We start from the raw sequence: 24,875 nt of genomic DNA, 5'->3' as shown, positions 1-24,875 counted from the left end.
GGTGATCCGCGGGCGGCGGCTTCGTGTCCGACCTGCTTAGGGCGCCTGGTCCGCCAGGACCGCACCGGCTTCGGCCGTGATCTCACGCAAGGGCGTGAAATCGCGGGCGGCGATGTGTTGCGGGCGGCGCTGGGGGGCCGCGAAGGGCTCCGTCAGTGCGTTGTCCACGCTGTTGAACACCACGAAGATGTTCGAGCGGGGGAACGGGGTGATGTTGTTCGAGGAACCGTGCATGAGATTGGAGTCGAACAGCAGGGCCGAACCCGCCCGCCCGGTGAACTGGGTGATGCCGTAGCGGGCGGCGAGGAACGTGATGTCGTCCGTCGTCGGGATCCCGATCCGCTGCTCGCGCAACGACTCCCGATAGTGACCGCTCGGCGTTTCGCCCAGGCACGGCACGTAGGTGCGGTGTGAGCCGGGCATCAGCATCAGGCTGCCGTTGAACGGGTAGTTGTCGGTCAGCGCGATCGACAGGCTCACCGCCCGCGGGGCGGGCATGCCGTCCTCCGCGTGCCAGGTCTCGAAATCCGAATGCCAGCCGAATCCGCTACCACCGAACCCGGGCATGTAGTTCACCCTGGTCTGGTGCAGGTACACCGGCGAACCGAGGATCTGCTCGGCCAGGCCCGCGATCCGCGATTCCGCGACCAGCTCCGCGATCGGTTTGCTGAGCTGGTGTACCTGGAACACCGAGCGCACCTGCCCCGCAACGGGTTCCACGATCACCCGTTCGTCGCCGTAGAGCACGGGGTCGGCCGCGAGGTGGCCGATCTCGGCGCCGAACGCGGCCACCTCGTCGGGAGTGAGCAGGTCGGGGATCGACGCGAAACCGTTCGCGTCGAATCCGGCCAGCTCCGGCGATGTGACCGTGCCCCACACCGTCGGATCGGTGCGTTCGACATGCGGGGCCGGTTCGGACAACCGGGTCGGGTAGCGGTCGAGCTGGTCAGACACTGGCGGCATCCTCCTCGATAATCAGCGGATACACCCCGTTCTCATCGTGTACCTCGCGGCCGGTGACCGGCGGATTGAAAACACACAGCATCCGCAGCTGGGTGCGGGCGGTGACCTGGTGGCGTTCGTGGCCGTCGAGCAGGTACATCGAGCCGGGGCCCAGCGGGTATTCGGTCTGGTTGTCGAGATCGAGCAGGCTGCCCTCGCCCTCGACCAGCCACACCGCCTCGACGTGATTCTGGTAGTGGAACCGGTGGACGGTCCCCGCCTCGATCGTCGTCTCGTGAAAGGAGAAACCGACCTTGTCGCCGCCGAGCACGATGCGCTTGCTGCGCCAACCCGGCCCTGCCACATCGCGTTCGGTACCGGTGATCTCTTCGGTGGTGCGCACGATCATGCGGCACCGCCACAGACGGTGTCGATGGAGGAGACCAGCACCGACAGGCCCTGATCGAGTTCGTCGCTACCGAGTGTCAACGGCGGCAGCAGTTTCACGACCTCGTCCATCGACCCCGAGGTCTCCACCAACAGACCCTGTTCGAACGCGGTGCGGCACACCTTGCCCGCCTGCGACGGGTCGTCGAAGACGATGCCGTGCACCATGCCGCGCCCACGGGTGGACACTCCCTCGTGCCGCTGCGCGACCGCGCTCAGCGTGCGGCCCACATAGGCGCCGTTCTCGGCGGTGCGCTGGGCGAGCTTGTCATCGGACCAGTACTCGCGCAGGGCGGCGGTCGCGGTGACGAAGGCGGGGTTGTTGCCACGGAAGGTGCCGTTGTGCTCGCCGGGCGCCCACTGGTCGTGCTCGGGCTTGAGCAGCACCAGCGCCATCGGCAGACCGTAGCCGCCGATCGACTTGGACAGCGTCACGATGTCGGGGGTGATGCCGGCGATCTCGAAGGAGAAGAACGGCCCGGTGCGCCCGCAGCCCATCTGCACGTCGTCGACGATGAGCAGGATGTCGCGCGCGGCGCACAGTCCGGCCAGGTGCCGCAGCCATTCGGCGCGGGCCAGGTTGACGCCGCCCTCACCCTGCACGGTCTCCACGATCACCGCGGCGGGGCGATCGAAACCCGAGGAGCTGTCGTCGAGAACGCGCTGCATCCAGCCGAAGTCCTCGATGGTGTTGTCGAAGTAGCCGTCGTAGGGCATCGGGGTGGAGTGCTCGAGCGGCACCCCCGCACCGGCCCGTTTGGCGGCGTTGCCGGTCACCGACAGCGCGCCAAGGGTCATGCCGTGGAAGGCGTTGGTGAAGCTCAGGATCGTCTTGCGCCCGGTGACCTTGCGGGCCAGCTTGAGGGCGGCTTCGACGGCGTTCGCGCCGGTCGGCCCGGGGAACTGGACCTTGTAGTCGAGGCCACGCGGCGAGAGCAGATTGTCGCGGACGGTCTCGAGCAGTTCACGCTTGGCCACGGTCGACATATCCAGACCGTGGGTGATGCCGTTGCTGCCGATGTATTCCAGCAGCGCTTTCTTCAGAATCGGGTTGTTGTGCCCGTAGTTCAACGCGCCGGCGCCCGCGAAGAAATCGAGGTATTCGCGGCCTTGCTCGTCGCGCAACCAGGCGCCTTCGGCGGTGCTGAAGATGGCCGGCCAGTCACGGCAGTATCCGCGCACGTTCGATTCCATGGCCTCGAAAATGCTGGTGTCGGTGGTCGTGATCATCGTCGTTCCTCCTGGCGCTGAGCCGGTGAAATCACATACAGCAGCTCGGCCTCGTGTGAATCGGGGAAATCGTTTTCTTCGAACAGGTCCTCGGTGCGCAAATCGGCACCGCGTTCCCGGGCCACCGCGGAGAACAGCGCCTGCGAGGCGGTGTTTCCGGGTGAGATCGTGGTTTCCAAGGTGGTGATGCCGGCGCCGGCTACCGAATCGAGCAGCGCGTGCAGGATGGCGGCGGCGAGGCCACGGCCACGGGCTTGCGCGTCGACGGCGATCTGCCAGACGAACAGCGTGTCCGGAGCTTCCGGACGCACATATCCGATGACGAATCCGACGGGCTGACCGTCACTTTCGGCAACCAGCGAGGTTGCGGCGAAATCGCGACACCACAGCAGGTACGCGTAGCTGGAATTGACGTCGAGTACCTGCGAATCGCGGGCGATCCGCCACAGCTGGGCACCGTCGCCCAGCCGTGGATGACGCAATCTCGGTTCCGAACCAGGGGCCGCCGCGCTGGCGGCCGGCTCGATGGACATGGTGGACGTTGTCATATATCTAACGTGCCCAGCAGACTTTGCGGTCTTTGTGTCGAGCTCTTTGCGGTTGTATGACGAATCGTTTACTACGACTGCACATCGAGGCGATACCCGAGACCGCGCACGGTAACCACGATGCGCGGGTCGGACGGGTCGCGTTCGATCTTGGTGCGCAGGCGTCGCACGTGGACGTCGACAATGCGTTCGTCACCGAAAAAGCCCTGATCCCATACTCTTTCGAGCAGCACGGATCGACTCAGCACGCGGCCGGGGGTCTCCGCCAATTCACACAGCAACCGGAATTCGGTGACCGTGAGGTGGATCTCCTCGGCGCCGCGTCGCACCGCGCCCGCGTCGGCCGCCAGCACCAGTGGTGCGTGCGGATCGGCGTCGAGCACGGCCTCGGGGGTCGTGTCGCGATCGGCGGTGATGCGGGCGCGACGGCGGAGCGCGCGCATCCTGGCGGTGATCTCCTTGATTTCGAACGGCTTGCTCACGAAGTCGTCGGCCCCCGCCTCCAGGGCCGCGACCACGTCGTGGGTGTCGTAACGGGTGCTGATCACGATGATCGGCACGTCGTGGTCACGACGGATCTCCCTGATGCAGTCGAAGCCGTCGGCTTCGCCGCGCATCAGGTCGACGATCATCAGATCGGGTGGCCCGTCGTTGCGCAGCCGATCGAGGGCGTCGGAAGGCACGCCTGCCTCGGCTACGGCATACCCTTCGTCTTCCATCGCACGACGCAGGTCGCCGCGCATCTGGACATCGTCGTCCACGATCATCAGGTTCGCGCTCATGTGCACATCCTTTGCTGACACGCCGGGCGTGTGCCGGTGCACTGGGGGGTTTCGCGTCCCCAGACCGACACGACATCCCGCCTTCGAGCTTGTTACCGATCTGTTATGTACCCAGACTGGTGCGGGCGTAAACCCGTCGTAACAATTCGCCTGCTCAACAGGCGGTTCGACGGGGCGTGGCCGGTGGCATAGTCGGGGGGTGACCCCGACTTTCGCTGATATCGAAGCCGCCGCGGCGCGCATCGACGGACTGGTTCGCCCGATCACTGTCGCCCCGGCCGGACCAGGGCCGGACCCGCTCTGCTTCGCACTGGAGTTCTTGCAGTTCACCGGCACGTTCAAGGCGCGTGGTGCGCAGAATTTCGTGCGCGCGCACGCGGCCGCGGAAACGTTGCCGGACGCGGGTGTGACGATCGCCTCGGGCGGCAATGCCGGGTTGGCGTGCGCATGGGCGGCACGGGAGGCGGGGGTGCCCGCGACGGTGTTTCTGCCCGAGACCGCGCCTGCGGTCAAAATCGGTCGACTTCGTGACTACGGCGCGCGGGTGCGACTGATCGGTCCGGAATACAAGCAGGCGTTGGCCGCTTGCCGGGAATTCGCCGAGACCAGTGGTGCGCTGGCCGCCCATGCCTATGACGATACGCTCGTGGCCGCGGGCGCCGGCACGCTGATGCGCGAGATCGGGGCGCGCATCCCCGACCTGGACACGGTGCTCGTCGCCGTCGGCGGCGGCGGGTTGTTCACCGGGACAGCGGTCGCCGCACAGCATTTCGGGGTCCGCACGGTGGCCGTCGAACCCGAGGGCTGTCGATCGCTGAACGCCGCGCTCGAAGCCGGTCACCCGGTGGACGTCGCCGTCGACTCGATCGCCGCGGATTCCCTCGGCGCCCCGAATGTGTCGGCGATGGCCTTGGCCACCGCCCAGCATCCGAGTGTGCGCTCACTGCTGGTGCCCGACGAGGCGATCCGCGCGGCCAGGCAGCAGCTGTGGACCTCCCATCGCATCGCCGTGGAGAACGGCGCGGCCACCGCGATGGCGGCACTGCTCGACACCGGTTCGGGCCCGGCCTATCGGCCCGAACCCGGCGAACGGGTGTGCGTGATCCTGTGTGGGGCCAATACCGACCCCAGCGACCTCGTCTAGCGGACCAGGGCGTTCTTGTCGACATAGTTGGTCATCGCGGAGTTCAGGCCGCGCATGGCCAAGGTGTAGCCGTAGGGGAAGTACCGCTGACCCCAGTGCGCCACTTGGATGTCACGGGAGGTGTACACCCAGTAGCGGTTGCGCTCGACACCCTTGATCACCGACGTGGCCGCCTGCTCGGGGGTGACGGCGTGGCGCATGAACAGGCCGATCGCCTTGTTCAGCGCCGCGTTGTCGCGGTCGATGCCCGCGATGTCGACGCTGTCGACCATCGGGGTGGCCATCGCGCCGGGGCAGACCAGGCTGACGCCGATCTTGTGACGGCGTAGGTCGAACCGCAGCACCTCCGAGACTCCGCGCAGGCCGAACTTGGTGGCGCTGTAGGGCGCGTGCCACGGTAGGCCGAAGATGCCCGCCGCCGAGGACACGTTCACCAGGTGACCGCCGCGACCGGCGGTGATCATCGGGCGCACGAACTCCTCGATGATGTGGATCGGGCCCATCAGGTTGATGTCGACGGTCCGGCGCCACTGCTGGGGCGTGAGCTTGTCGACGGTGCCCCAGGTGGCGATGCCCGCCACGTTCATGACGATGTCGACATGGCGCACGGCCTCGAAGGTATGGGCAGCCAGACCGACGACCGCGGAATGGTCGCTGACGTCGGCCGCGTGCGCGAGGTGCACCGTCGCACCGGCCGCGCGCAGTTCCTCGGTGGTGGTGGCGAGTGCGTCGGCCGTGATGTCGGTGAGGACGAGCGACGCCCCTTTCGCGGCGGCCGCGAACGCCGTGGCACGGCCGAGGCCGCTGGCGGCCCCGGTGATCAGGCAGGTCTTCCCGTCGAACTTCGTCATGGCCCCGACCCTACGTTTGGTGAACAGATGCGTCTACGGCTCCGCGGTGATCGCGATGGTGGTCCAGCCGCCGACATGGATCCGGCTGCCTTCGCGCAGTGCGACCGTCTGCTGCGGAGTGATCGGTGTTTCGGCGCCGTCCAGGCTGGTTCCGTTGGTGGAACCGAGGTCGGTGATGGTGAGCGCGCCGCCCTGATCGACCTGGATCATCGCATGCGCGCGCGAGACGCCGATATCCGCCGGGGCGATGCCGAGGTCGATCTCGGGCACGATCCCCTGCGAGGCCGACCTTTTTCCGATCAGGAACTGGTTGCCACGCAAGATGATTCGACGCTCGGGGTAGAAGTCCGGGAATTCGACACGTTCGGCATCGGGTCCCTTGCGAGCCTGAACGCGCGCGTAGAACTCGCGGTCGGCGAAGATCCGCGCGACCCACACCCCGGATCGGCCGCTGTCGGGCGGCGCGCCGGAAGCGATCATGGTGGGATCGAACCCACCTCGATGACCGGGATGCGCACCCGCACGTGACGGTTCGGGCCGCCGCCCGGCCGAGGGGTCGCCGAAGCCGGCCCCGACGGGGTCGGCCGATTCCGGTCGGTCACCGGAACGCGGCGACGTCGCGGTCGGTGGCGGTAGGGCGCAATCGTGGCCGCAGCCTTCGCAGAAACGTCCGCTGGTCGGCGCGTGGCAGTTCGGGCACAGGCGCAGAGCCGCCGGGTCGGGCGCGGGTGCCGCGCCCAGAGCCGATCCGCACACATCGCAGTAGTCCGTCGACTGCGACTGGTGTCCGTCCGCGCACATCGGCATGTCAGCCGCCCTCGGGCCGCACCCGGGCGGTCTTGGTGGAGCGGATATCGAGGGCGAGTTCGTCGGCCGCGGCGACCTGGCCGCGCAGCTTCACCGTGCCGTCGTGCTCGACCTCGACCACACCGCGCAGCAGTTTGGCGGTGGACTCGTGGCCGGAGGCGGCGGCCAGTTCCACCGCGCGGCGCAGCTTCGCCGTCGCGGTGGTGACATCACCGCTGCGGCGCGCCGCCAGACCCTCCTGCACGGCCTGGGCCAGTTCGACCTGGCCGGTGTAGTGGGCGACCCGGGTACTGATGCGGGTCGACAGGGTCGAATCGGTGGTCCAGACCGCGCGCACCAGGCCCTGGCCGAGAACCTCCGCACCCGCCAGCACACTCAACCGCGCGGCCAGCTTCTCCCGGCCGGGCGCGGCCGGTTCCAGTTCGATCTGCACGTGGTACTCGCGTTCCTCGGCGGCCCACGACGACAGTGGGTACTCCCCCACCTGCGCGCCCGCGTCGATCCGGCGCCCGGTGAGGTCCTCGAGCACCGGCGAGACCTGTTTGACCATCCGCACCCGCGCACCGGCGGGGGTCCACACCTTCAACGTCAGTTCCGGGATCACGCGCGCGGCCGAGGATCGCATCATCGCGGCGAAGTCTCGGGCCAGGTCCTTCGGATCGGCGACGATGTTCGCGTCACCGGACAGTTTCGAGGCGATCTTGCGCAGTTCCTCGGCGACCCAGTCGTCACCGACACCGCGGCAGTCGCAGACGAAAAGTCCTTCGGCCCGGTCGAGTTCGATCGCGAGCTGCTCCGGGGTCTCGTGCTCGTTCTTGCCGTCGGTGAGCAGAATCGCGTGCGCCTGCGCGCCGGGGTGCCCGGCAGCGACCTCGCGGGCCAGCGCCAGCCAGGAACCCATCGCGGTACCGCCGTCGGGCCGCAACCGATCCAGAGCCCGACGGGCCGAGCCACGGTGGGCGCGGTCGGCGGGGGCGGACAGGGTGTTGTTGCTCGGGTAGATCATCCGGGCCGACTCGGTGCCCTCGATGATGGCGAACGCGGTGCCGTCGGGGATCTCGTCCAGCGCGGTGCGGGTGGCGTTGCGGGCGTTCTCGAACTTGCGCTTGTTGCCCATCGAACCGGAGCAGTCGATGATCAGGATCTCCAGCCGCGGCGGTGGTGTCGCGACGGCCGCGAGTTCGGGGCCGGTGGTCACCGTCAGCACCGCGTCCACCACGCTCGCGCCTTCGGCGAGGAATTCGTTCTGGTCGACGGCGATCGAGATACCGGCTGTCTCAGGGGAACTCATGACACTCCTGGTTCGTGCGAAACGGCAACGGGCACCGGAGCCAGGGCGACCGTGATGTTGTCACTACCCCCGCTGTTCAAGGCGAAGTCGGCGAGCGCGCGAGCGGCGGCCTGTGGCGAGGTCTCGACGGTGAAGCCGGCGAGCGCGACCGCCTCGGGCAGGTAGTTCCACAGGCCGTCGCTGCACAGCAGCAACGTGCCGGGTTCGGTGGCGAGCATGCGTTGCAGGCAGTTCGCCGACCACGGCGCTTCGCCACCGTCGGCGCCGAGCCAGCGCAGCAGGGTGTGAGCGCGCGGGTCGTTCATCGCCGCGGTCTCGTCGAGGGCGCCCGCGTCGACGAGAGCCTGAGCCCAGGAATCGTCGACGCTGAGCCGGCGCGAGGCGGTCGGATCGCCCGCGGCGAGCCAGAACGCCCTGCTGTCACCGACATTGGCGACGGTGATGTCGGTGCCGAGGCTCGTCTCGCGCACGATCGCGGACACATAGGTGCACGACGGCGCGTACTCGGGAGTGCGTGACATGCCGCGCACCGCCGCGGTCGCCGCCGCCAGGCCCGCCATCGCGGCGTCGGAGTCGGCCCGGCCCTCGGCCAGGGCGGCCAGGGCGGCATCGACACCGGTGCGGGCGGCGTTGCCGGAGGCCGCTTGCGGATCCTGGGAGGTGGAGACGCCGTCGCTGACCACGATCACCCGGATGCCGTCGCCCTCGCGCACCGCGGCCGCGACCGCGTCTTCGTTGCGGGAGTGGCTGATTCCGCGGTCGGTGAGCACATACACCGCACCGAGGTCCTCCTCGAAACGGTCGGGAACGGGCTTGGGGCTGCCGCACTTGACGCAGTAGCCGCCCTCGTAGCGGCGTTCACCACACGTCGAGCACTGCGGCACCGCGACCGGATCGTGCACGGGCAGTGCGACTTTGCGCACGCCGAGTTCGCGACCGCAGCCTTCGCAGAAGCGGTATCCCGCCCGCGCCGAGCCCGCGCAGTCGGCACAGCCCGGCGCCGTCACAGCGTGGTCCTGGGGCGCACCGAGTTCGCCTGGTCCACCAGGACGAATCGGGTCCACATGTCGTCGGCCTCGCGCGCCAGTGTCCGCAAGCATCGTTCCAATCCCGTCCGCACGCCCTGCTCGGTGAATTCCACGTCCAACAGCTTGCCTGGTGCGCTCGGCCGCTGTCCCGACCGGATCCAGTTCAGTGCCGCCTCGAAGACGAACATCCGCACCTGCGCGGTGCGTTTGCGCGAGTCGAGGCGCAAGTGGTCGACCCGCTCGCCGGTCCGGCGGAGCAGATCTTCGTCGAGGTCGGCCGGATCACGGTGTGTCAGTAGCGTTTCGATGGCGGCGACCCGCGCCTCGGTGAACATCGAGGAGGTGCGGTCGACCTGATCCAGGACCGCCACCGCGCCCGCGCGGTCGCCGCTGGTGCGGCGCAGGCGCGCGGCGCCGAAGGCGGCGGACAGGTAGGTGTGGTCGGTGCGCCAGACCACCTCGTAGAGCGCGCGGCCGTGCTCGAAGGCCGCGGCGTCCGGCTGCTCGCCGCGGGCGGCAGCGCCCAGCTCCAGTGCGGCCGCCAACGCGAGTTTGGGAGCGGGTTCACCGGGCAGGGCCGCGTAGACGGATTCGAAATCCGCGGCCGCCGCGGCATAGTCGCCGGTGAGCAGGGCGGCCTGGGCTCGATACCAGACGGGACGCCAGTCGAATTCGAGCTCGGCGTCCACGGTGGCCAGGCGGGTCAGCGCCGCTGCCGCGTCACCCGCCTCGAGTTCGGCGCGCACCAGTCGCAGCGGGATCTCGACCGACTCGCCCGATCCTGTCACCACCGCGCGCAGTCCGGCGGTGAGTGCCTGCTCGAGTTCGGCCGGGGTCGCGGCATCGGTGGTCGCCAGCAGGGCGGCGCCGCTGTCGCCGGGATCGACCAGTGGGGCGGGCAGGCCGGTGATGAGGGCGCCCGGTTCGGGTGTGACGCTGTCGATGCCGAAGACGGCGCGGGCCGGACCGAACTGGCTCGACATGCCGGGCCGTGGAATGCCGTCACCGGTCGCCAGCACCTCCCGCAGCACACCGGTGAGCTGGTCGGCCATTTCGCTCGTCGAGGCGAAACGCGCCAGCGGGTCGGGGTCGGTGGACCGCTGCAGGAATCGGTACAGCGAATCATGCTCGGCCAGCAGCGGTTCGGTCTCGGGGCCGGGGATCGGGCCGAGCTTGCCGTCGACAGAGGGCACTCGCATCATCAGCACGGCCAGGGTGCGGCCCGCGGTGTAGATCTCGGTGGCCACGGTCGGCCCGGTTTCGGCGATCTCGGGAGCCTGGTAGCCGAGGGTGCCGTAGATCGGGCTGGTGCGGTCGTCCATCGCGATCACCGCGCCGAGGTCGATCAGCTCGAGGCGTTCCTCGGTCTGCATCACGTTGTCGGGCTTGAAGTCGCAGTAGGCCCAGCCACGAGCGTGCAGATAGCCGAGGGCCGGCAGCATTTCCAGCACATAGGCGATCGCCTGCGCGGGGGGCAGATAGCGCTGGGTTTCGGCACGGTGGGCGCGCAGGATCTGCTTCAGCGACGTACCGCCGACATAGGCCATGACGATGTAGCCGACGGGCTCGCCGTCGGCGTCGGCGTGTTCGGTGAAGTTGTGGATCTTGACGATGTTGGGGTGGTCGACCTCGGCGAGGAAGCGACGTTCGGCCAGGGCGGCGGCCAGCGCGTCGGCGTCGCCGGTGTCGATGAGGCCTTTGAGGACCACCCAGCGTTTGTTGACGGCACGGTCGGTGGCCAGATAGATCCAGCCCAGACCACCGTGGGCCAGCGCCCCCGCCACTTCGTACTGGCCGCCGACGAGATCGCCTGCCCGCAGCCGGGGCACGAACGAGTAGCGGGTCCCACAGTGCGGGCAGAACCCGGAGGTACGCCCGGGAACACCGGCCTGGCCGCGACCGACAGGCTTGTCACATTTGCCGCAGAAGCGGTCGGATTCGGGCACCTGGGGGTCGGTGAGCACCGCCGTGGCCGGGTCGACGCGCGGAACCGGCGGCACTTCGACCAGCCCGGCTCCGAGCCTGCCGCGCGCGGCCGAACGCGCCGAGCCCGACCGGGTCCGGACCGAGCGGCTCGAGGTGCGCCCGCTCGCGCTGACCGTCGACGCGGACGGGCTGTGCGTCGGGCCCGTCACCGTGGCGGGCGCGGTACCGCAGGTGTCGCAGTACCCGTCGACGATCGTGCCGTCGCACTCGGGTTCGCCACAGGCGCCGGGAACCGGCGCGGGGATCGGTGGCGGCTGCGGGTTCGCGCTGCGCGGCTGGGCTGTCGTGCGTCCCGATCGGCCGTTGCCCGCGGGTCGGGCCTGCGGTACCGGTGGCGCGCTCGCGACGGGCGCGGTCCCGCACAGTGCGCAGTAGCCGTCCTCGATCGTGCCGCCGCACCCCGGTTCACTACACGTCATGCTGTCCGCCCCGCTTTCTCCCCGATGATCGAACGATAGTCCGCGACAGCCCGGGTGACCGCGGCCAGATCGCACGGTGTGCGGGTGAGCAGACCGGCCGCGATCCGGTCGGCGGCGAGCACGTCCCGGTCCTCGCTCACCCCCAGCCGCGAGGCTTTGGCGCGGTAGGCGGTGAGTCTGCCGCGCAGTTCGGCGCGCCGATCGAGCAGACCGCGGGCCAATTCCTCTCGCCGCGTGGTCTTTTCGGCAGCGTCGCCGGCCCGAGCACGCAGCGCGAGCAGATGGTGCACCGTCGGCCGATCGGGTGTGGCGCCGAGAGTGTCGAGTTCGGCGCGCAGTCGCGGGGCCGGTTCGCCGCCGTCGGGTAGTTCGCCGGTCGCGACCTTGTGCTGAGCCTGGGTGACGGTGTCGTCGGCGCGATCTTGCCGTTCGCCGAGTTCGGCCAACTGTGCGCGCAGCGCAGCGACAGCACCGGGCAGATCCGCGGCGACGGCGAGATGGTCGCTGTGACGGGCGGACTCGGTGTCGATCAGCGCCGTGAGCGAGGCGAGGGCGGTGTCGATCTCGCCCGGTCCGAAACCGAGCGGATCGGTGCCCGCCCGACGCAAGAGGGTGGACAGCGGTTCGGTGGCCGCGTCCAGCGCGCCACGAGCGTGCTCGACGCGCTGTTGCAGCGGGGCGAGCGCACCGAGCACCCGGCTGTCGACCGCCGCGACCTCGTCGGCGAACGGGGCGACGACGGCGAACGCCGCGCGCATCCGGTCCAGGCAATCGGCGATGCCGACCGTCACCACGGTCTCGCTGGGCCCGGTCAGGCCGCGCTGCGCCAAGGGAATCGGGATTCTCGCCACCTCGTGCGGCCGACCGCGCAGCAGCTCGGTGAGCCGTCCCCGCGACCGGTCGTCGACCCTGCCGCGACCGCCACGCACCGTCTGCGCCTCGCCGAGGATGGCGCGCACCCGCCCCAGGTCTTCCCAGAGCTCGCCCAGCGCCTTCTCCACCGGCGCCCAGCGACGCGCGGTCTCCCCCGTCGGCGGATAGCGGCGCACCAGGGCCAGGCCGGGGTGGCGGTCCAGTTCCAGCAGGGTCGTGGTCACTGTCGCCAATTCCGCTGTGCGCCCCGCCAGTTCCCGATCGATCTCGGGCACCCCGAGCGTCGGCCAGCTCATCCGACGTACCGGGGCACCGGCGGGCCCTGTGAGGGGCCCAGAGTCGAGAGGTGCTGGGCGTAGATCCGCTGCCAGGTGCCGTCGGTGCGGGCGCGGTCGAGCACGCCGTTGACGAACCGCACCAGCTCGTCGCTGCCGCGCGGCACCCCCACCGCGTACGCGCCCGCGCCGATCGGGTCGCCGACGACCTCGAGATTGTGGTCCTGGGCGACCAGACCCGCCAGAATCGGCTCGTCACCGCTGATCGCGTCGACGGTGCCCTGCTGCAGGGCCACCAGGCAGTCGGTCCAGTTGGTCACGCCGAGCACGATGGGTGGGGTGGGCAACGTGAACAGCGGTGCGGCGGCGGTCGTGCCCTTCGCGACGCAGACCCGCTTGCCCGCGAGCCCGGTCCCGTTGCTGATGCCCGCGCCGTGTGGGGCCGCGATGCGTTGCGCCGCACGGTAGTACACGCTGGAGAAGTCGACCTCTCGGCGGCGTTCGCAGGTCGCCGAGAAGGTGCGCACGATCATGTCGACCTTCTTCTCCTGCAACAGCGGGATCCGGTCGGCCGCGGTGACCGAGCGCAGTTCGATCTTGTCCGGGTCACCGAACAGATCGCGCGCGATCTCCCGGGCGAGGTCGATGTCGAAGCCTTCGAGCCTGCCGGTCGAGGGATTGCGGAACCCGAACATGTAGGTGTTCTGATCGACGCCCACCCGCAGCCTGCCGTTGGCGATGATGGCGGCCATCGCCGACCCCGCGGGCATCGCGCCCGGTCGCGGCCGGCTCGTCGGCGCCAGCGTCGCTTCGGTATCGCAGGTTCCGGTGCCTTCGGCGGCCGGTGCCGAGGTGATCGCCTCGGCGCCGGGCAGCGGTGGGGCGACCGCGGACGCGGCGATGATCGACGGTTCGGGTGCGTCGGCGCAGCCCGCGACCAACGCGACGGCCGCGGCGAACGCGACCAGCAGTGGGCGCCTCACAAGAACTCCTTGAGTCGTGGCCAGAGTCCGGAGATCACCGCGCCGGCCGCGGCCAGCAGCAGGAGCAGGGTGCCGAAGGGGCTGAGCGTCAACGATGTCGCGGCGGCGGCGACGCCGTCGCGCAGGTCGTCGCGGGCCTGGGCGAGGTCGTCGCGCAGTTCCTGGTCGAGGCGGGCGAAGCTGGCAGCCGAGCTGTCGGGGCCGGTGCCGATCGCCTGGGTGACCGCGCCGGGATAATCGGCCTTCTCGTAGGCGGTGCGCTGGGCGTTGTGCCCCGCGTTCCAATTCGTCAGCGCGCGTTCGGCATCGGAGTCGCCGCCACCGGCCGCGGTGAGGCGCCCACGCAGGTCGCCGCTGTGGGTTTGGAAGGCCTTCTCCGTGGCGGTGATGTCGCCGCGGGTGATCAGGGCCAGGGTTTCGTCGGTGCGGGCCTGCTGGGCCAGGATGCGGGCCCCCGCCAGATTCTCCACGCGCGCTCCGGCGCCCGAACTTCCGTCCTCGAGCAGTTGCGCGGCGGTCAGGGTGGCCCCCGCGGTCCACAGCAGCGCCACCAGGGCGGCCAGCGCCGCCATCGCCAGGCCGGTGTTCACCAGGCGATTGGTCCGGCGCAGCAATACGATCGACCCGGCCAGGCACACCACGAGGACCAGCAGCAGGAGCACGATGCTCGTCCACGGCAGCGCGCCGATGCGCTGCTGGTCGGCACGCACCGCGGCGAAGCGAGCCTTGCTGAGTTGTTCGGCGTTGGGCAGCAACGAGGTCTGCATCAGATCCGAGGCCTGACGCAGATACGCCGAACCCACCGGGAAGCCCTGACGGTTGTTGGCGCGCGCGGTCTCCACCAGGCCCGTGTAGGTCGGCAGGTCGGCGGCGATGCGAGCGACGATCGCCCTGGTCTGCGCGTCGGTGGCACCGGCGGTCGCCTCCGCCAGCGCGGCGGCGGCCTCGGCGAGTGCCTGTTCGTAAGTGTCTCGCACCTGCGGTGATTCGATGCCACCGGACAGGAAGGCCGTGGCGGCGCCCGCGTCGGCGGCCGAGAGCGACACATACAGGCTCTGCGCGGCGAAGGCCAGCGGCTCGGTCCGATCCAGCACCTGTTCGGTGCGCACGATCTTGGCGTCGAGCTGCCGGCCCGCAGTGGATCCGGCAACCAGACAGGCCACCGTGGTCACGACGAGGACCACCCCGATCGCACCTGGTGTCGTCGCGGCGAATCGCCGCAGCCACGTCCCCGCGTCACGGATGGTCGCCGGTAGGCGAGATGCCACACCGTCCTCCTTCATCTCCCCGGGCGGTGTCTTCGATCGCGATAGTACGGGAGCCGCTGAAAGTTCGCCCGGGGGAAGGAAATCGGCCGAAACGAGACAGGAGAAGGCCCGCCACGCGGTGTCTCACGGGTGGTCGTCGGCGTCGGCCCGACCGGCGTACGGACAATCCGCATTTCACCCTTCGAAGTCCCGTAATTCCCACGCTGAAATCTGATGCAGACAATTCCGGACCCTTATCGCCCACGAATTAGTTGAACAAGATTGTCGACAATGACCGTGAATGGGTGGGGCTACACTCGTTTCCTACGGTGACCCTCGGGTAGATCGGAGTCGACATGTCGAAGTTGCTGAATTCCTTGTCCGAAGATGAGTACGTCCTGATCCGCGGCACAAAGAAAGCCCAGATGGCCGACCTCGACGAAGAGGCGCTGATCCGGCTGCATACCCGTGTGCGTCGGGCGCGCAACAAATTCGTCAAGGTGTATCGCCGATCCGGCGCGGCAAAGGTAGAAGCCAAGGGGGCGCGTGGCGCCGGAAAATCGGCAAACACCCACAACGCAGGCAAAGCGGAAGTCTTCGAAAGCGCGCTCAGCCGGGTGAGCCGCCAGTTGGCCACGGCCTCGAAGCGCAATGCCCGCAAGTTGAAGGCCGAGCGGCTCGCCCGCGCCCGCAAGGACGCGCCGTCGTTCAGCGAGATCGACACCAGTGCCGGAAAGGTGCGCTCCGCGGGGAAAGCGCGCACCGATGCCACCCGCGAGTCCGCCGGTCGAAAGAAGTTCGAGGCCTCCAGCATCGCCGCGGGGGCACGGCGTCAAGCCGCGAAGGACGAGCGCTAGTTACGCCTGGACGCCGATGCTCTGCTCGCCCGGCTCGACGGTGGTGCCGGTCTTGGTGAACCGCAGCACGCCGTCCTCGACCGGGGCCTTGTGCATCAGGGTGCGGTCCCGGTAGTAGTTGTTGACCAGTTTCCAGGCACCGCGCGCGCCCTGACGGGGCATGGCGTCGTTGCCGCGCTGGATGTAGCCCGAGGTGAGGGCGCCACCCATGAGCGACTCGTCGGCGATGTCCTCGGGGTTGGCGTGCACCTCGAAGGTGGTGTAACCCCGGTCGCGCATGATGTTGAGGACGCGGCACAGGTACGCGGCGGCGAGGTCGGCCTTCAGGGTCCAGGAGGCGTTGGTGTAGCCGATGATCATCAGGAAGTTCGGGATGTCGGAGTACAGGACGCTCTTGTAGGCGACCGTCTCGTTGAACTTCACCGGGACACCGTCGATGGTGAGCGTGATGCCGCCGAGCATCTGCACGTTCAGGCCGGTGGCGGTGACGATGATGTCGGCCTCGAGCTCCTGGCCCGACTCGGTCAGGATGCCCTTCTCGGTGAATTTCGCGATGCGGTCGGTGACGATGTCGGCCTTGCCGCTCTTGAGCACCTTGAACAGGTCACCGTTGGGCACCACACACAGGCGCTGATCCCACGGGTTGTAGCTGGGGGTGAAGTGGCGCAGGTCCACCTTCTTGCCGAGCTGCAGGCGCACCTGGGCCAGCATGAGCTTCTTGGCCAGCTCGGGGTTGGTGCGCGAGAGCTGGAAGCTGGCGCGCTGCAGCGCGATGTTGCGGGCGCGGCCGATCTTATAGGCGACCGAATCGGGCACGCGCGACTTCTTGAACCCGATCGCGACGGGGTCGTCCGACGGCAGTGCCTGAATCCAGGTGGGCGAACGCTGCAGCATGGTGACGTGCGCGGCGGTGTCGGCCATCGACGGGATCAGCGTGATCGCGGTGGCGCCGGAACCGATGACGACGACCTTCTTGCCCGCGTAGTCCAGGTCCTCGGGCCAGTGCTGCGGGTGCACGATCTGGCCCGTGAAGTCGTCCTGACCGGGGAATTCGGGCTGGTAGCCCTTGTCGTAGTTGTAGTAGCCGCTGGCGCCGACGACGAAGTTCGCGGTCCAGGTCTCGGTCTCACCGGTCGCCTCGATCACGGCCTGTACGGTCCACAGCGCGGTGCCCCGATCGAAATCGGCGGTGAGGACCTTGCGACCGAACGTGATGTGGTCGGTGACGCCGTATTCCCTGGCAGTGTCCTCGACGTACTGCCGGATGCTGGCGCCGTCGGCGAGCACCTTGGTGCCGATCCAGGGTCGGAAGCCGAAACCGAAGGTGAGCATGTCCGAGTCCGAGCGGATGCCGGGGTACTTGAACAGGTCCCAGGTACCACCGATGTTCTCGCGGCGCTCGAGGATCGCGTAGGTGCGTCCGGTCTGCTCGCGAGTCAGGTGACAGGCCGTACCGATTCCGGAGAGGCCAGCGCCGATGATCAGTACGTCGACATGCCGCGTCATTGAGGAAACTCGTTTCGTAGGGTCGCCGGCCCGAGCACCGTCGCCCGAGCTTGTCACGAGGTTACGTGTTTCGCTTAGTTACGTCTAGTTCGGCGTGGCCGCGCCGCGGCGTGTCGGGGGTTGCGCGCACGGTGATCGGAATCCGTGACGGGGGCGAGCGCACCGGTCAGCATCGAGGGATGACCGATCACCGACTGTCGTTTCACTGGTTCCTGCCCACCTACGGCGACTCGCGCGGCCTGATGGCGGGCGGACACGGCAGTTTCATGTCCGGTGATCGTCCCGCGACGCTGCGCTATCTCAACCAGCTCACCGCCGCCGCCGAGGACAACGGCTTCGAGGGCGTGCTGACCCCGACCGGCGCCTGGTGCGAGGACGCCTGGCTGACCACCGCCATGCTCGTGCAGACCAGCGAGACGCTGAAGTTCCTGGTCGCGCTGCGTCCCGGCCTGACCAGCCCCACCCTGGCGGCCCAGATGGCGGCGACCTTCCAGCGGCATTCCGCCGGGCGGCTGCTGCTCAATGTCGTCACCGGTGGCGAGCAGCGCGAGCAGGAGGCCTACGGCGACTTCCTGGACAAGTCCGAGCGCTACGCGCGCACCGGCGAGTTCCTGCACATCGTGCGCGAGCTGTGGTCGGCGACCGAGCCGTTCAGCTTCACCGGCGAGCATCTGCGGGTGAAAGACGCGATCCTCAGCGCCCGCCCCGATCCGGTTCCGCCGGTGTTCTTCGGCGGTTCGTCGGGGCCGGCCGGGCCGATCGCCGCCCGCTACGCCGATACCTATCTCACCTGGGGCGAACCGGTGGACGCGGTCGCGAAGAAACTGGACTGGATCCGCGGGCTGGCCGCGATCGAGGGCCGCACCGTCGACTTCGGCCTGCGCATTCACGTGATCAGCCGCGACACCGCCGCCGAGGCGTGGACCGAGGCCGAGCGGCTCCTCGACGGCATCTCACCCGGTGAGATCGAACGGGTGCAGGCGAATCTGGCCAAGAGCGACTCCGAGGGCCAGCGCCGGATGGCGCGACTGCACAACGGTCGCACCGACGGGCTCGAGATCGCCCCGAATCTGTGGGCTGGTGTCGGCCTGGTGCGCGGTGGCGCGGGCACGGCGCTGGTCGGGTCGCACGCCGAGGTGGCCGATCGTCTGCTCGAGTACGCCGCGATCGGGATCGACCACTTCATCCTGTCCGGATATCCGCATCTGGAGGAGGCGTACTGGTTCGGCGAGGGTGTGCTGCCGATCCTGGAGCGCAAGGGTGTGTGGACCCACCCCTCGCGGCCGGTGTCGGTGCCCACCGTCGCGCCGTTCACCGCGGCCGCCAGCAGCTGACGTCTCGGGGCGCGCCCGGTTCAGGGCCGCGCCCCGAGGTTCGACACTCGGCAATGGCAGTTGCTGCACACCTGCCCTGACTGCCGTTTGCCGGGTGACACCTTGGCCCAACACCTTTCGATGAGAACGTGACCTGCGGTTTGTCCGACTACCGACCGGCAGGACTCAAATGCCATGACGCACAGCGTGCCTGGCTGCACCACGCTCCCCCAACTGTTTTCGGCATCGAGTGCAACCGGGGTTCCACGTGAATCAGTGCAGTTCGGAGCAGGTCCGGGCAGCGATCGACCGGATCGGCGGCCCGCGGCGATAGGCTCGACAGCGTGACCCTCACCGTCGGCTTCGACCTGGACATGACTCTCATCGACTCGCGTCCGGGTGTGGCCCTGGCGATCGACACCCTCGCGCGCGAGTTCGATCTCCCGATGGACGGCTCGCACTTCGCCGAGCACCTCGGCCCGCCCCTGGCCACGCTGCTCGGCGACGCGGGCGCGCCCGACGATCTGATCCCCCACCTGGTCACCCGCTACCGCGAGCTGTACCCGGACGTCATCGGCCACATCGCCGCTCTGCCCGGCGCCGACGACGCCCTGGCCGCCGTGCGGGCGGGCGGTGGGCGAACGTTGGTCGTCACCGGGAAATTCGAGCCGCACGCGCGCCTGCACGTCGACCATTTGGGCTGGCAGGTCGATCGTCTCGCCGGTGATCTGTGGGCGACGGGCAAGGCCGAGGTGTTGCGCGCGGAATCAGCCCACGTGTTCGTCGGCGACCACGCCGGCGATATGCGCGGCGCCAAGGCCGCAGGCGTGGTGGCCGTCGGCGTCACGACCGGGCCTTATGACGCCGACAGCTTGTGGACCGCCGGCGCCGATGTGGTGCTCGAGGATCTCACCCGATTCGCCGAATGGCTGGCCGATCAGGCATCCGGGCGATAGGCCACGAAACAGCTTGTGACGCACACCAGTTCCGGAACCCATCCGCGGCCCGGCACGTTCACCGGTCATGCCGACCGACCCCTACTGGAACCACAACACGCACTACCACCCCTGGGTACTCGATCAGGTGCCCGACACTGCCCGCACGGCATTGGATATCGGCTGCGGTGACGGGTTACTCGCCCGCAAATTAGCGACCCGCTGCGACGCGGTGCTCGGCGTCGACATCGACGACCGGGTCATCGCCGGCGCGCCCGCCGCACCCAACGTCCACCTCGAACACGCCGACTTCCGCGACCTCGACCAAACCTTCGACGTGGTCACCGCCGTCGCCACCTTGCACCATGTCCCGGTGCGTGAGGGCGTCACCGCCCTGCGCCATCTCGTCGCCCCCGGCGGCACTCTCGCGGTGGTCGGTCTCTGGAAGATGCACCCGGTCAGCGACTTCCACTATCTCCCTCTGCTCCCGGCGATCTGGGGCCTGGACCGGTGGCGGCGCCGCTCGTTCGGCGGCCCCGATGTCGCGCTGGCCGATCCCCGCGAATCCCTGGCCGAAATCCGTTCCGCCGCTGCCGAACACCTGCCCGGTGCCGAGATCCACCGCCGCCTGATGTGGCGCTACACGCTGCGCTGGCAGCGCCCCCGCTGAGCTGTCACCGCGGAAAACGGCGGCGAGCTCGCCGATGTTGCCGAATCGCCGGCTCACAACGCGGGCGGCGGGAGATCGGGCCGGCCTCCAGCGGTCCGTAATGTCCGAATCAATAAGGGAGGTCCGCAGACCCGGGTGATACAGTCCGGCAGGATTTTTCGATGGGGAGGGTCAGTCATCAACGCATCACGGACAGTTGTGTGGCGCACCGGGTTCGGGGGGACGGCTCGATGAATCGCGCCAGGTGGATCATCGCGAGCCTGGTCGCGGTGGTCGCGATCGTCGTGGCGGTGGTCGCTGTCGTGGTGGTCACCCGCGACGAGGATCCGCGTGAATTCGTCGCGGAGAAGTACCGGCGAGCCCAACAGCTCGATCAGGCGAACAACGGCCTGGCGTTCCTCGCCACCGCCGCACCGGCCGCGGTGGCCGCCACGATCGCGAAAGCCACCGACCCACGCGGCAAGCGCAACACCGGCGACAACCACTATCTGCGCTTCGACCACGATCTCGTCGCGGTGTCACCGCACGCCGGCGGCTCCCTGATACTCGTCGACAGCTACGCCAACGGCACGCGCCGCCACCACGGCCACACCAGCGGTTACGGCTGGACCAGCGGCTCGGCGGCGGGCGACTACCGCGGCGGCGGCAGCGACAACGGCGGCAAGTAGTTCATTCGGGCATCTCGCCCGCACAGCACAGGAGGACACTCATGCTCGCCGACCTGGCGGCGAACGCGGGCGCCGCGCTCGCCTATTCCGCGGTGGGAATCGTGTTGATGGCCGTCGGTTTCGGCGTCGTCGACCTGCTCACACCGGGCGACCTGCGCGCCCAGATCTGGATCGAACGCAACCGCAATGCCGCGATCCTGCTCGCCTCGAACCTGTTCGGAGTCGGGATCATCGTGGCCGTGGCCATCTGGACCTCGGAAGGCCAGATCGCCGAGGCGCTGCTGTCCAGCGCGATCTACGGGGTGATCGGGCTGGCCGCGATGGCGGTGGCGTTCGTGCTGCTCGACGCGCTCACCCCCGGTGACTTCCGGGCCGTCGTCGCCGACGCCGAACCGCATCCGGCGGTGTGGGTCACGGCGTCGGCGCATGTCGCGGTCGCGCTGGTGGTGGCCGCAGGCCTGACCTGATGCCCCGGCACCGCCTGGCCAGGGCGGCGCTGCTGGCGACCGTGTTCGTCTGTGCGGCATGCGGTTTGGTGTACGAGCTGTCGCTGGTCACCCTGGGCAGCTATCTGATCGGGGACACCGCCGCGCAGGCGTCGATCACGTTGAGCGTGATGGTCTGTTCGATGGGTGTCGGCGCGCTGCTGGCGAAACCGCTGCGGTCGCGTGCCGCCGCGGCCTTTGTGGCGGTGGAGCTGGCACTGGCCGTCGTCGGCGGGCTCTCGGTCGCCGCGCTGTACGCCAGTTACGCGTGGCTCAATATCTATACCGGCACACTGGTCTTGGCCGCGGCCGTGATCGGAATGCTCGTCGGTGCGGAGATCCCGTTGCTGATGGAGTTGCTCCAGGACATCCGCGAGCAGGAGGCCGGTAGCGCCGTCGCCGACCTCTTCGCGGCCGACTACGTGGGTGCGCTGCTGGGTGGCCTGGCGTTTCCGTTCCTGCTGCTGCCGGTGTTCGGGCAGATCCGCGGCAGCCTGGTGGTCGGGGTCGTGAACGCGATCGCCGGACTCGCGCTGGCGTTCTTCTTCTTTCGCGACAAGATGACGCGCGGCGCCCGCCACACCCTGATCGCCGCCACCCTGGCGGTGGCCTGCGGGCTGACCGGCAGTTACCTCTACGCCGACCGTTTCGAGGCGACCGCGCAGCAGGCCCTGTTCGCCCACCCGATCGTGTGGCAGACGCGCACGCCCTACCAGCAGATCGTGCTCACCGAATCGTCCTCCCCGTTCGCCACCACCGACACCCGGCTCTATCTCAACGGTGGACTCCAGTTCTCCTCGGTCGACGAATACCGCTATCACGAGGCGCTGGTGCACCCGGTGCTGGCGGGCCCGCGCCGTTCGGTGCTGGTGCTGGGCGGCGGCGACGGTCTCGCACTGCGCGAGATCCTGCGCTACCCCGACATCGCCGCGGTGACCCTGGTCGAACTCGACCCGGCGATGATCGAGCTGGCCCGCACCGACGACCGGCTCACCGACCTCAATCGCCATGCCTTCGACGATCACCGGGTAACCGTGGTCAACGCCGACGCGTTCACCTGGTTGCGTAGTGCCCCTGGCCTTTTCGACGCGGTGATCGTCGACCTGCCCGATCCCGACCAGACCTCGGTGGCCAAGCTGTACTCGCAGGAGTTCTACGCGATGACCGCCAGCGTGCTGGCCCCCGGCGCCCGCATGGTCGTCCAATCGGGTTCGCCGTTCTTCGCCCCGCGCTCCTTCTGGACCATCGACGCCACTGTGCGCTCCGCGGGTCTGCGCACCACCCCGTATCACGTGGACGTCCCGAGCTTCGGCGACTGGGGCTTCGTGCTGGCCTCGGCCGGCTCACCGCCGGCTCCGGCCCTGCGCGGCCCCGGTCCCCTGCGTTCGCTGGATGAACCCACCCTCACCGCGGCCACCGTCTTTCCCCCGGACCGCCGGGCCGTCGACCCCGAGGTCTCCACGTTGATGCGTCCGGTGATCCTGGATCTGCAACGCCAAGAATGGCGTTGACCTCAGACCTGACCCGAACAGGCCAGATGCGTACCGACGATGACGAGCCCGAGGACGGCGACCGCCGCCGACAACGCCGGGGCCGGTTCGCGAACCAACCGCGTCGCGCCGCGCCGCACGGCGGCACCTGCCCGCTCGAGCCGGCTCCCGAGGGTCGAACGCCCCGCGGTCTCGGTGTCCGCGCGACCGCGCAGTTTCCGGCGGACGACGCCGAGCAGAGTGAGAACGAGTGCGGTGATCAACATCGTGTTCCCTTCCCGCTCAACGAGTTCCGACAGCAGCACGCGATGACGTCGCGAGCCGTCCGGGGGCGGTGACGATGCCGAAGGCGATCAGGCTGTCGGCGGTGTCACGCACGGTCTGCTCGATCGGGCGCATGGTCCAGCCCAGTTCACGGCGGGCCTTGTCCGCGCTGACGTGTTCGGTGCGGCCGAGGACCGGCACGGTCAGGCGCACGCCTTTGTCGAAGACGGCGACGAGACGGACCACCCAGTTCGGCAGGACCCGGGTGGGCACCCGGAACCCCTCAGCGGCGTAGTCGCGGGCCAGCAGGCCGGCCAGCTCTCCCATCCAGAGCGGATCGGTCGCGCAGATGTATCGATTGCCCGCGGCTTCGGGGACTTCCATCGCCAGCCGGTGCGCGACAGCGAGGTCGCGCACGTCCACGGGGGTCCAGCCGGTTTTCACCGAACCGGGGACGTCGCGGGCCAGCAGGCGGCGGACCGGCTCATGGGAGGTACTGGTCCTGGCTTCGAGCAGCGGGCCGAGGATCATGCCGGGATTGACCACCACCAGTTCGAGACCCGATGCGGCGGGCAGGGATTCGACGAAGTCCCAGGCCGCGCGCTCGGCGAGGGTCTTGCTCTTCTGATACGCGGGAATGCGGTCGACCACCGACCAGTCGCGCTCGGTGCGCACCTCGTCCACGTCATGGCCGTAGGCGACGGCGGCGACCGAGGACGTCAGCACGACGCGGCGTACGCCGGCGGCCGCGGCGGCGCGCAGCACCCGCAGGGTGCCCTGCACCGCGGGCTCGATGAGATCCTGCTCGTTCTCGGGCGGCGTGGCGGGGAACGGCGATGCGACGTGCAGCACGATGTCGCAGCCGGTGACCGCCGCGGCCCAGCCCGTGTCGTCGCCGAGCGAGGCGGCGACGAACTCGAGCTCACCGCCGGTGCGGCGAGCGAGTTCGGTCAGGTGGGCGCGGGTGGTGTGCGCGGCGAGGTCGCGCACGGTGGCGCGGACGGCGTAGCCGTGGTCGAGGAGTTCGGCGATGCAGTGGCCGGCGACGAAACCTGTCGCGCCGGTGACGAGTACCCGGGTGGTCATGGTGGTCATCCATTCCGTCGATTCGGTGGAGCAGGCATCTAAGCGATGCTCAATTAATCTAAACACTGCATAGATTTCCTGTCCAGTACCAATTCCGACCGGGGTCTCGCATACGCTCGGAGGGTGAAGCGCACCAGTTACCACCACGGCGACCTGCGCGCCACACTGATGGACGCCTGCCTGCGCCTGATCGAGAGCGAGGGCCTGGCCGCGGTGAGCTTGCGCCGGGTCGCCAGGGAGGCGGGGGTCAGCAGCGGCGCGCCCTATCACCATTTCGCCGACCGCGCCGCGCTGCTCTCGGCACTGTCGATCGACGGCTTCCAGCAGCTGGCCACGTACATGACCACCGCCAGGGCGACGACCACCGACCCGCTGGCGGCGCTCACCGCACTCGGCGATGCCTACGTGCGGTTCTCCCGCGAACACCCCGCCCAGTTCCGGCTCATGTTCCGGCCCGAACTGTCCCAGCCGGATAAACATCCCGACGCCCACGCCGCCGGCGACGCCGCCTTCGAGGTTCTGGTCCGGACAGTCGCCGAGTGTGTCGCCGTCGGGGCCCTGCCCGCCGATCGCGCCGAAACCCTCGCCGTCGCCTGGTGGGGACTGGCACACGGGCTGGCATCGCTGTGGCTCGACGGACATCTCGAAAAGCGCAGTGAACAGATGGGCACGCACGCGCCCGAACTCGTCGACACGATCATGCGCACCTTCACCGCGCTGATCGCACCGGGACCGGCCACCGCCTGAC

25 protein-coding genes are annotated in these 24,875 nt (G+C 69.0%); 9 read left to right on the top strand and 16 right to left on the bottom strand.

Annotated elements, in window-relative coordinates:
• Positions 1–36: 36 nt before the first annotated feature.
• From thpD to ACFWFP_RS07085, 5 genes are all read right to left on the bottom strand, one after another.
• Entirely contained in the window at positions 37–963 is a 927-nt protein-coding gene (gene thpD, locus ACFWFP_RS07105; RefSeq protein ID WP_379293609.1) for an ectoine hydroxylase, read from the bottom strand.
• Positions 947–1,351 carry an ectoine synthase gene (locus ACFWFP_RS07100; protein WP_379293607.1) on the bottom strand — a complete coding sequence of 135 codons (405 nt, stop codon included), beginning with the start codon at positions 1,349–1,351 and terminating at the stop codon, positions 947–949. The genes thpD and ACFWFP_RS07100 overlap by 17 nt, the downstream gene beginning before the upstream one ends.
• Positions 1,348–2,619, bottom strand: coding sequence for a diaminobutyrate--2-oxoglutarate transaminase (gene ectB, locus ACFWFP_RS07095; RefSeq protein WP_379293606.1), 1,272 nt, complete (start codon positions 2,617–2,619; stop codon positions 1,348–1,350). Before ectB ends, ACFWFP_RS07100 begins: the two co-directional genes overlap by 4 nt.
• Entirely contained in the window at positions 2,616–3,167 is a 552-nt protein-coding gene (gene ectA / locus ACFWFP_RS07090; protein WP_379293605.1) for a diaminobutyrate acetyltransferase, read from the bottom strand. Before ectA ends, ectB begins: the two co-directional genes overlap by 4 nt.
• A 71-nt stretch (positions 3,168–3,238) precedes the next feature.
• Positions 3,239–3,949, bottom strand: a complete 711-nt coding sequence (locus ACFWFP_RS07085) for a response regulator transcription factor (protein WP_357369059.1) — start codon at positions 3,947–3,949, stop codon at positions 3,239–3,241.
• Between the two features lie 199 nt (positions 3,950–4,148).
• On the opposite strand from ACFWFP_RS07085, the gene ACFWFP_RS07080 reads away from it, so the two are divergent.
• Positions 4,149–5,093 (top strand): threonine/serine dehydratase, encoded by a 945-nt coding sequence (locus ACFWFP_RS07080; RefSeq protein WP_379293604.1) that lies wholly within the window; start codon positions 4,149–4,151, stop codon positions 5,091–5,093.
• Here the strand turns inward: ACFWFP_RS07080 and ACFWFP_RS07075 are convergent.
• The 8 genes from ACFWFP_RS07075 to ACFWFP_RS07040 all read right to left on the bottom strand — a co-directional run bounded on the left by ACFWFP_RS07075 (position 5,090) and on the right by ACFWFP_RS07040 (position 14,874).
• Positions 5,090–5,944, bottom strand: coding sequence for an SDR family oxidoreductase (locus ACFWFP_RS07075; RefSeq protein WP_379293603.1), 855 nt, complete (start codon positions 5,942–5,944; stop codon positions 5,090–5,092). The genes ACFWFP_RS07080 and ACFWFP_RS07075 overlap by 4 nt on opposite strands.
• A gap of 33 nt (positions 5,945–5,977) precedes the next feature.
• A complete protein-coding gene (locus ACFWFP_RS07070; protein WP_379293602.1) occupies positions 5,978–6,424 on the bottom strand; it encodes an FHA domain-containing protein in 447 nt (148 codons plus the stop codon).
• A 328-nt stretch (positions 6,425–6,752) separates the two neighbouring features.
• The gene (locus ACFWFP_RS07065; RefSeq protein WP_379293601.1) at positions 6,753–8,042 is read right to left on the bottom strand and encodes a VWA domain-containing protein; all 1,290 of its coding nucleotides are present in this window, start codon (positions 8,040–8,042) and stop codon (positions 6,753–6,755) included.
• The gene (locus ACFWFP_RS07060; RefSeq protein ID WP_379293600.1) at positions 8,039–9,049 is read right to left on the bottom strand and encodes a PP2C family protein-serine/threonine phosphatase; all 1,011 of its coding nucleotides are present in this window, start codon (positions 9,047–9,049) and stop codon (positions 8,039–8,041) included. The genes ACFWFP_RS07065 and ACFWFP_RS07060 overlap by 4 nt, the downstream gene beginning before the upstream one ends.
• Entirely contained in the window at positions 9,046–11,475 is a 2,430-nt protein-coding gene (locus tag ACFWFP_RS07055) for a tetratricopeptide repeat protein (protein WP_379293599.1), read from the bottom strand. Before ACFWFP_RS07055 ends, ACFWFP_RS07060 begins: the two co-directional genes overlap by 4 nt.
• Entirely contained in the window at positions 11,472–12,644 is a 1,173-nt protein-coding gene (locus ACFWFP_RS07050) for a hypothetical protein (RefSeq protein ID WP_379293598.1), read from the bottom strand. The genes ACFWFP_RS07055 and ACFWFP_RS07050 overlap by 4 nt, the downstream gene beginning before the upstream one ends.
• Positions 12,641–13,606, bottom strand: a complete 966-nt coding sequence (locus ACFWFP_RS07045) for a glutamate ABC transporter substrate-binding protein (protein WP_379293597.1) — start codon at positions 13,604–13,606, stop codon at positions 12,641–12,643. The genes ACFWFP_RS07050 and ACFWFP_RS07045 overlap by 4 nt, the downstream gene beginning before the upstream one ends.
• On the bottom strand, positions 13,603–14,874 hold the full coding sequence (locus ACFWFP_RS07040) for a hypothetical protein (protein ID WP_379293596.1): 1,272 nt from the start codon (positions 14,872–14,874) through the stop codon (positions 13,603–13,605). The genes ACFWFP_RS07045 and ACFWFP_RS07040 overlap by 4 nt, the downstream gene beginning before the upstream one ends.
• A 335-nt stretch (positions 14,875–15,209) precedes the next feature.
• Here ACFWFP_RS07040 and ACFWFP_RS07035 point away from each other — a divergent pair, with 335 nt between their 5' ends.
• Positions 15,210–15,710, top strand: a complete 501-nt coding sequence (locus ACFWFP_RS07035) for a hypothetical protein (RefSeq protein ID WP_379293595.1) — start codon at positions 15,210–15,212, stop codon at positions 15,708–15,710.
• On the opposite strand, the gene ACFWFP_RS07030 is transcribed toward ACFWFP_RS07035, so the two are convergent.
• Positions 15,711–17,216: a flavin-containing monooxygenase gene (locus ACFWFP_RS07030; RefSeq protein WP_379293594.1), complete on the bottom strand. Its 1,506-nt coding sequence runs from the start codon at positions 17,214–17,216 to the stop codon at positions 15,711–15,713.
• A 179-nt stretch (positions 17,217–17,395) separates the two neighbouring features.
• On the opposite strand from ACFWFP_RS07030, the gene ACFWFP_RS07025 reads away from it, so the two are divergent.
• The 6 genes from ACFWFP_RS07025 (at position 17,396) to ACFWFP_RS07000 (ending at position 22,798) form a co-directional block, all read left to right on the top strand.
• Positions 17,396–18,550, top strand: coding sequence for an LLM class flavin-dependent oxidoreductase (locus ACFWFP_RS07025; RefSeq protein ID WP_379293593.1), 1,155 nt, complete (start codon positions 17,396–17,398; stop codon positions 18,548–18,550).
• A gap of 323 nt (positions 18,551–18,873) precedes the next feature.
• Positions 18,874–19,485: an HAD family hydrolase gene (locus ACFWFP_RS07020; RefSeq protein WP_379293592.1), complete on the top strand. Its 612-nt coding sequence runs from the start codon at positions 18,874–18,876 to the stop codon at positions 19,483–19,485.
• Positions 19,486–19,552: 67 nt separating this feature from the next.
• Positions 19,553–20,134 (top strand): class I SAM-dependent methyltransferase, encoded by a 582-nt coding sequence (locus tag ACFWFP_RS07015; RefSeq protein ID WP_379293591.1) that lies wholly within the window; start codon positions 19,553–19,555, stop codon positions 20,132–20,134.
• 230 nt (positions 20,135–20,364) lie between these two features.
• Positions 20,365–20,802 carry a DUF4247 domain-containing protein gene (locus ACFWFP_RS07010; RefSeq protein WP_379293590.1) on the top strand — a complete coding sequence of 146 codons (438 nt, stop codon included), beginning with the start codon at positions 20,365–20,367 and terminating at the stop codon, positions 20,800–20,802.
• A gap of 41 nt (positions 20,803–20,843) precedes the next feature.
• A complete protein-coding gene (locus ACFWFP_RS07005) occupies positions 20,844–21,269 on the top strand; it encodes a DUF350 domain-containing protein (protein ID WP_379293589.1) in 426 nt (141 codons plus the stop codon).
• Positions 21,269–22,798, top strand: coding sequence for a polyamine aminopropyltransferase (locus tag ACFWFP_RS07000; protein WP_379293588.1), 1,530 nt, complete (start codon positions 21,269–21,271; stop codon positions 22,796–22,798). The genes ACFWFP_RS07005 and ACFWFP_RS07000 overlap by 1 nt, the downstream gene beginning before the upstream one ends.
• A gap of 2 nt (positions 22,799–22,800) precedes the next feature.
• Here ACFWFP_RS07000 and ACFWFP_RS06995 read toward each other — a convergent pair whose 3' ends face one another.
• Together ACFWFP_RS06995 and ACFWFP_RS06990 are read right to left on the bottom strand one after the other, a co-directional pair.
• The gene (locus ACFWFP_RS06995; RefSeq protein ID WP_379293586.1) at positions 22,801–23,043 is read right to left on the bottom strand and encodes a hypothetical protein; all 243 of its coding nucleotides are present in this window, start codon (positions 23,041–23,043) and stop codon (positions 22,801–22,803) included.
• 16 nt (positions 23,044–23,059) lie between these two features.
• Positions 23,060–24,136, bottom strand: coding sequence for an NAD-dependent epimerase/dehydratase family protein (locus tag ACFWFP_RS06990; protein WP_379293585.1), 1,077 nt, complete (start codon positions 24,134–24,136; stop codon positions 23,060–23,062).
• A 114-nt stretch (positions 24,137–24,250) separates the two neighbouring features.
• Between ACFWFP_RS06990 and ACFWFP_RS06985 the strand changes: the two genes are divergently transcribed.
• Complete coding sequence (locus tag ACFWFP_RS06985; protein ID WP_379293584.1) at positions 24,251–24,874, top strand: TetR/AcrR family transcriptional regulator; 624 nt, start codon at positions 24,251–24,253, stop codon at positions 24,872–24,874.
• Position 24,875: the final 1 nt, after the last annotated feature.

The organism is Nocardia sp. NPDC060249, assembly GCF_042728755.1.
GTDB lineage: Bacteria > Actinomycetota > Actinomycetes > Mycobacteriales > Mycobacteriaceae > Nocardia.
This window is presented reverse-complemented; position numbering and strand designations above follow the sequence as displayed.

Excerpts from the sequence above, each read along its gene's own strand:
- ACFWFP_RS07010 (WP_379293590.1), top strand. The coding sequence starts at position 20,365 with ATGAATCGCGCCAGGTGGATCATCGCGAGCCTGGTCGCGGTGGTCGCG.
- ectA (WP_379293605.1), bottom strand. The coding sequence starts at position 3,167 with ATGACAACGTCCACCATGTCCATCGAGCCGGCCGCCAGCGCGGCGGCC.
- thpD (WP_379293609.1), bottom strand. The coding sequence starts at position 963 with ATGCCGCCAGTGTCTGACCAGCTCGACCGCTACCCGACCCGGTTGTCC.
- ectB (WP_379293606.1), bottom strand. The coding sequence starts at position 2,619 with ATGATCACGACCACCGACACCAGCATTTTCGAGGCCATGGAATCGAAC.
- ACFWFP_RS07055 (WP_379293599.1), bottom strand. The coding sequence starts at position 11,475 with ATGACGTGTAGTGAACCGGGGTGCGGCGGCACGATCGAGGACGGCTAC.
- ACFWFP_RS06995 (WP_379293586.1), bottom strand. The coding sequence starts at position 23,043 with ATGTTGATCACCGCACTCGTTCTCACTCTGCTCGGCGTCGTCCGCCGG.
- ACFWFP_RS07000 (WP_379293588.1), top strand. The coding sequence starts at position 21,269 with ATGCCCCGGCACCGCCTGGCCAGGGCGGCGCTGCTGGCGACCGTGTTC.
- ACFWFP_RS07075 (WP_379293603.1), bottom strand. The coding sequence starts at position 5,944 with ATGACGAAGTTCGACGGGAAGACCTGCCTGATCACCGGGGCCGCCAGC.
- ACFWFP_RS07050 (WP_379293598.1), bottom strand. The coding sequence starts at position 12,644 with ATGAGCTGGCCGACGCTCGGGGTGCCCGAGATCGATCGGGAACTGGCG.
- ACFWFP_RS07030 (WP_379293594.1), bottom strand. The coding sequence starts at position 17,216 with ATGACGCGGCATGTCGACGTACTGATCATCGGCGCTGGCCTCTCCGGA.
- ACFWFP_RS07100 (WP_379293607.1), bottom strand. The coding sequence starts at position 1,351 with ATGATCGTGCGCACCACCGAAGAGATCACCGGTACCGAACGCGATGTG.
- ACFWFP_RS07035 (WP_379293595.1), top strand. The coding sequence starts at position 15,210 with ATGTCGAAGTTGCTGAATTCCTTGTCCGAAGATGAGTACGTCCTGATC.
- ACFWFP_RS07070 (WP_379293602.1), bottom strand. The coding sequence starts at position 6,424 with ATGATCGCTTCCGGCGCGCCGCCCGACAGCGGCCGATCCGGGGTGTGG.
- ACFWFP_RS07005 (WP_379293589.1), top strand. The coding sequence starts at position 20,844 with ATGCTCGCCGACCTGGCGGCGAACGCGGGCGCCGCGCTCGCCTATTCC.
- ACFWFP_RS07085 (WP_357369059.1), bottom strand. The coding sequence starts at position 3,949 with ATGAGCGCGAACCTGATGATCGTGGACGACGATGTCCAGATGCGCGGC.
- ACFWFP_RS07025 (WP_379293593.1), top strand. The coding sequence starts at position 17,396 with ATGACCGATCACCGACTGTCGTTTCACTGGTTCCTGCCCACCTACGGC.
- ACFWFP_RS06990 (WP_379293585.1), bottom strand. The coding sequence starts at position 24,136 with ATGACCACCATGACCACCCGGGTACTCGTCACCGGCGCGACAGGTTTC.
- ACFWFP_RS07065 (WP_379293601.1), bottom strand. The coding sequence starts at position 8,042 with ATGAGTTCCCCTGAGACAGCCGGTATCTCGATCGCCGTCGACCAGAAC.
- ACFWFP_RS07015 (WP_379293591.1), top strand. The coding sequence starts at position 19,553 with ATGCCGACCGACCCCTACTGGAACCACAACACGCACTACCACCCCTGG.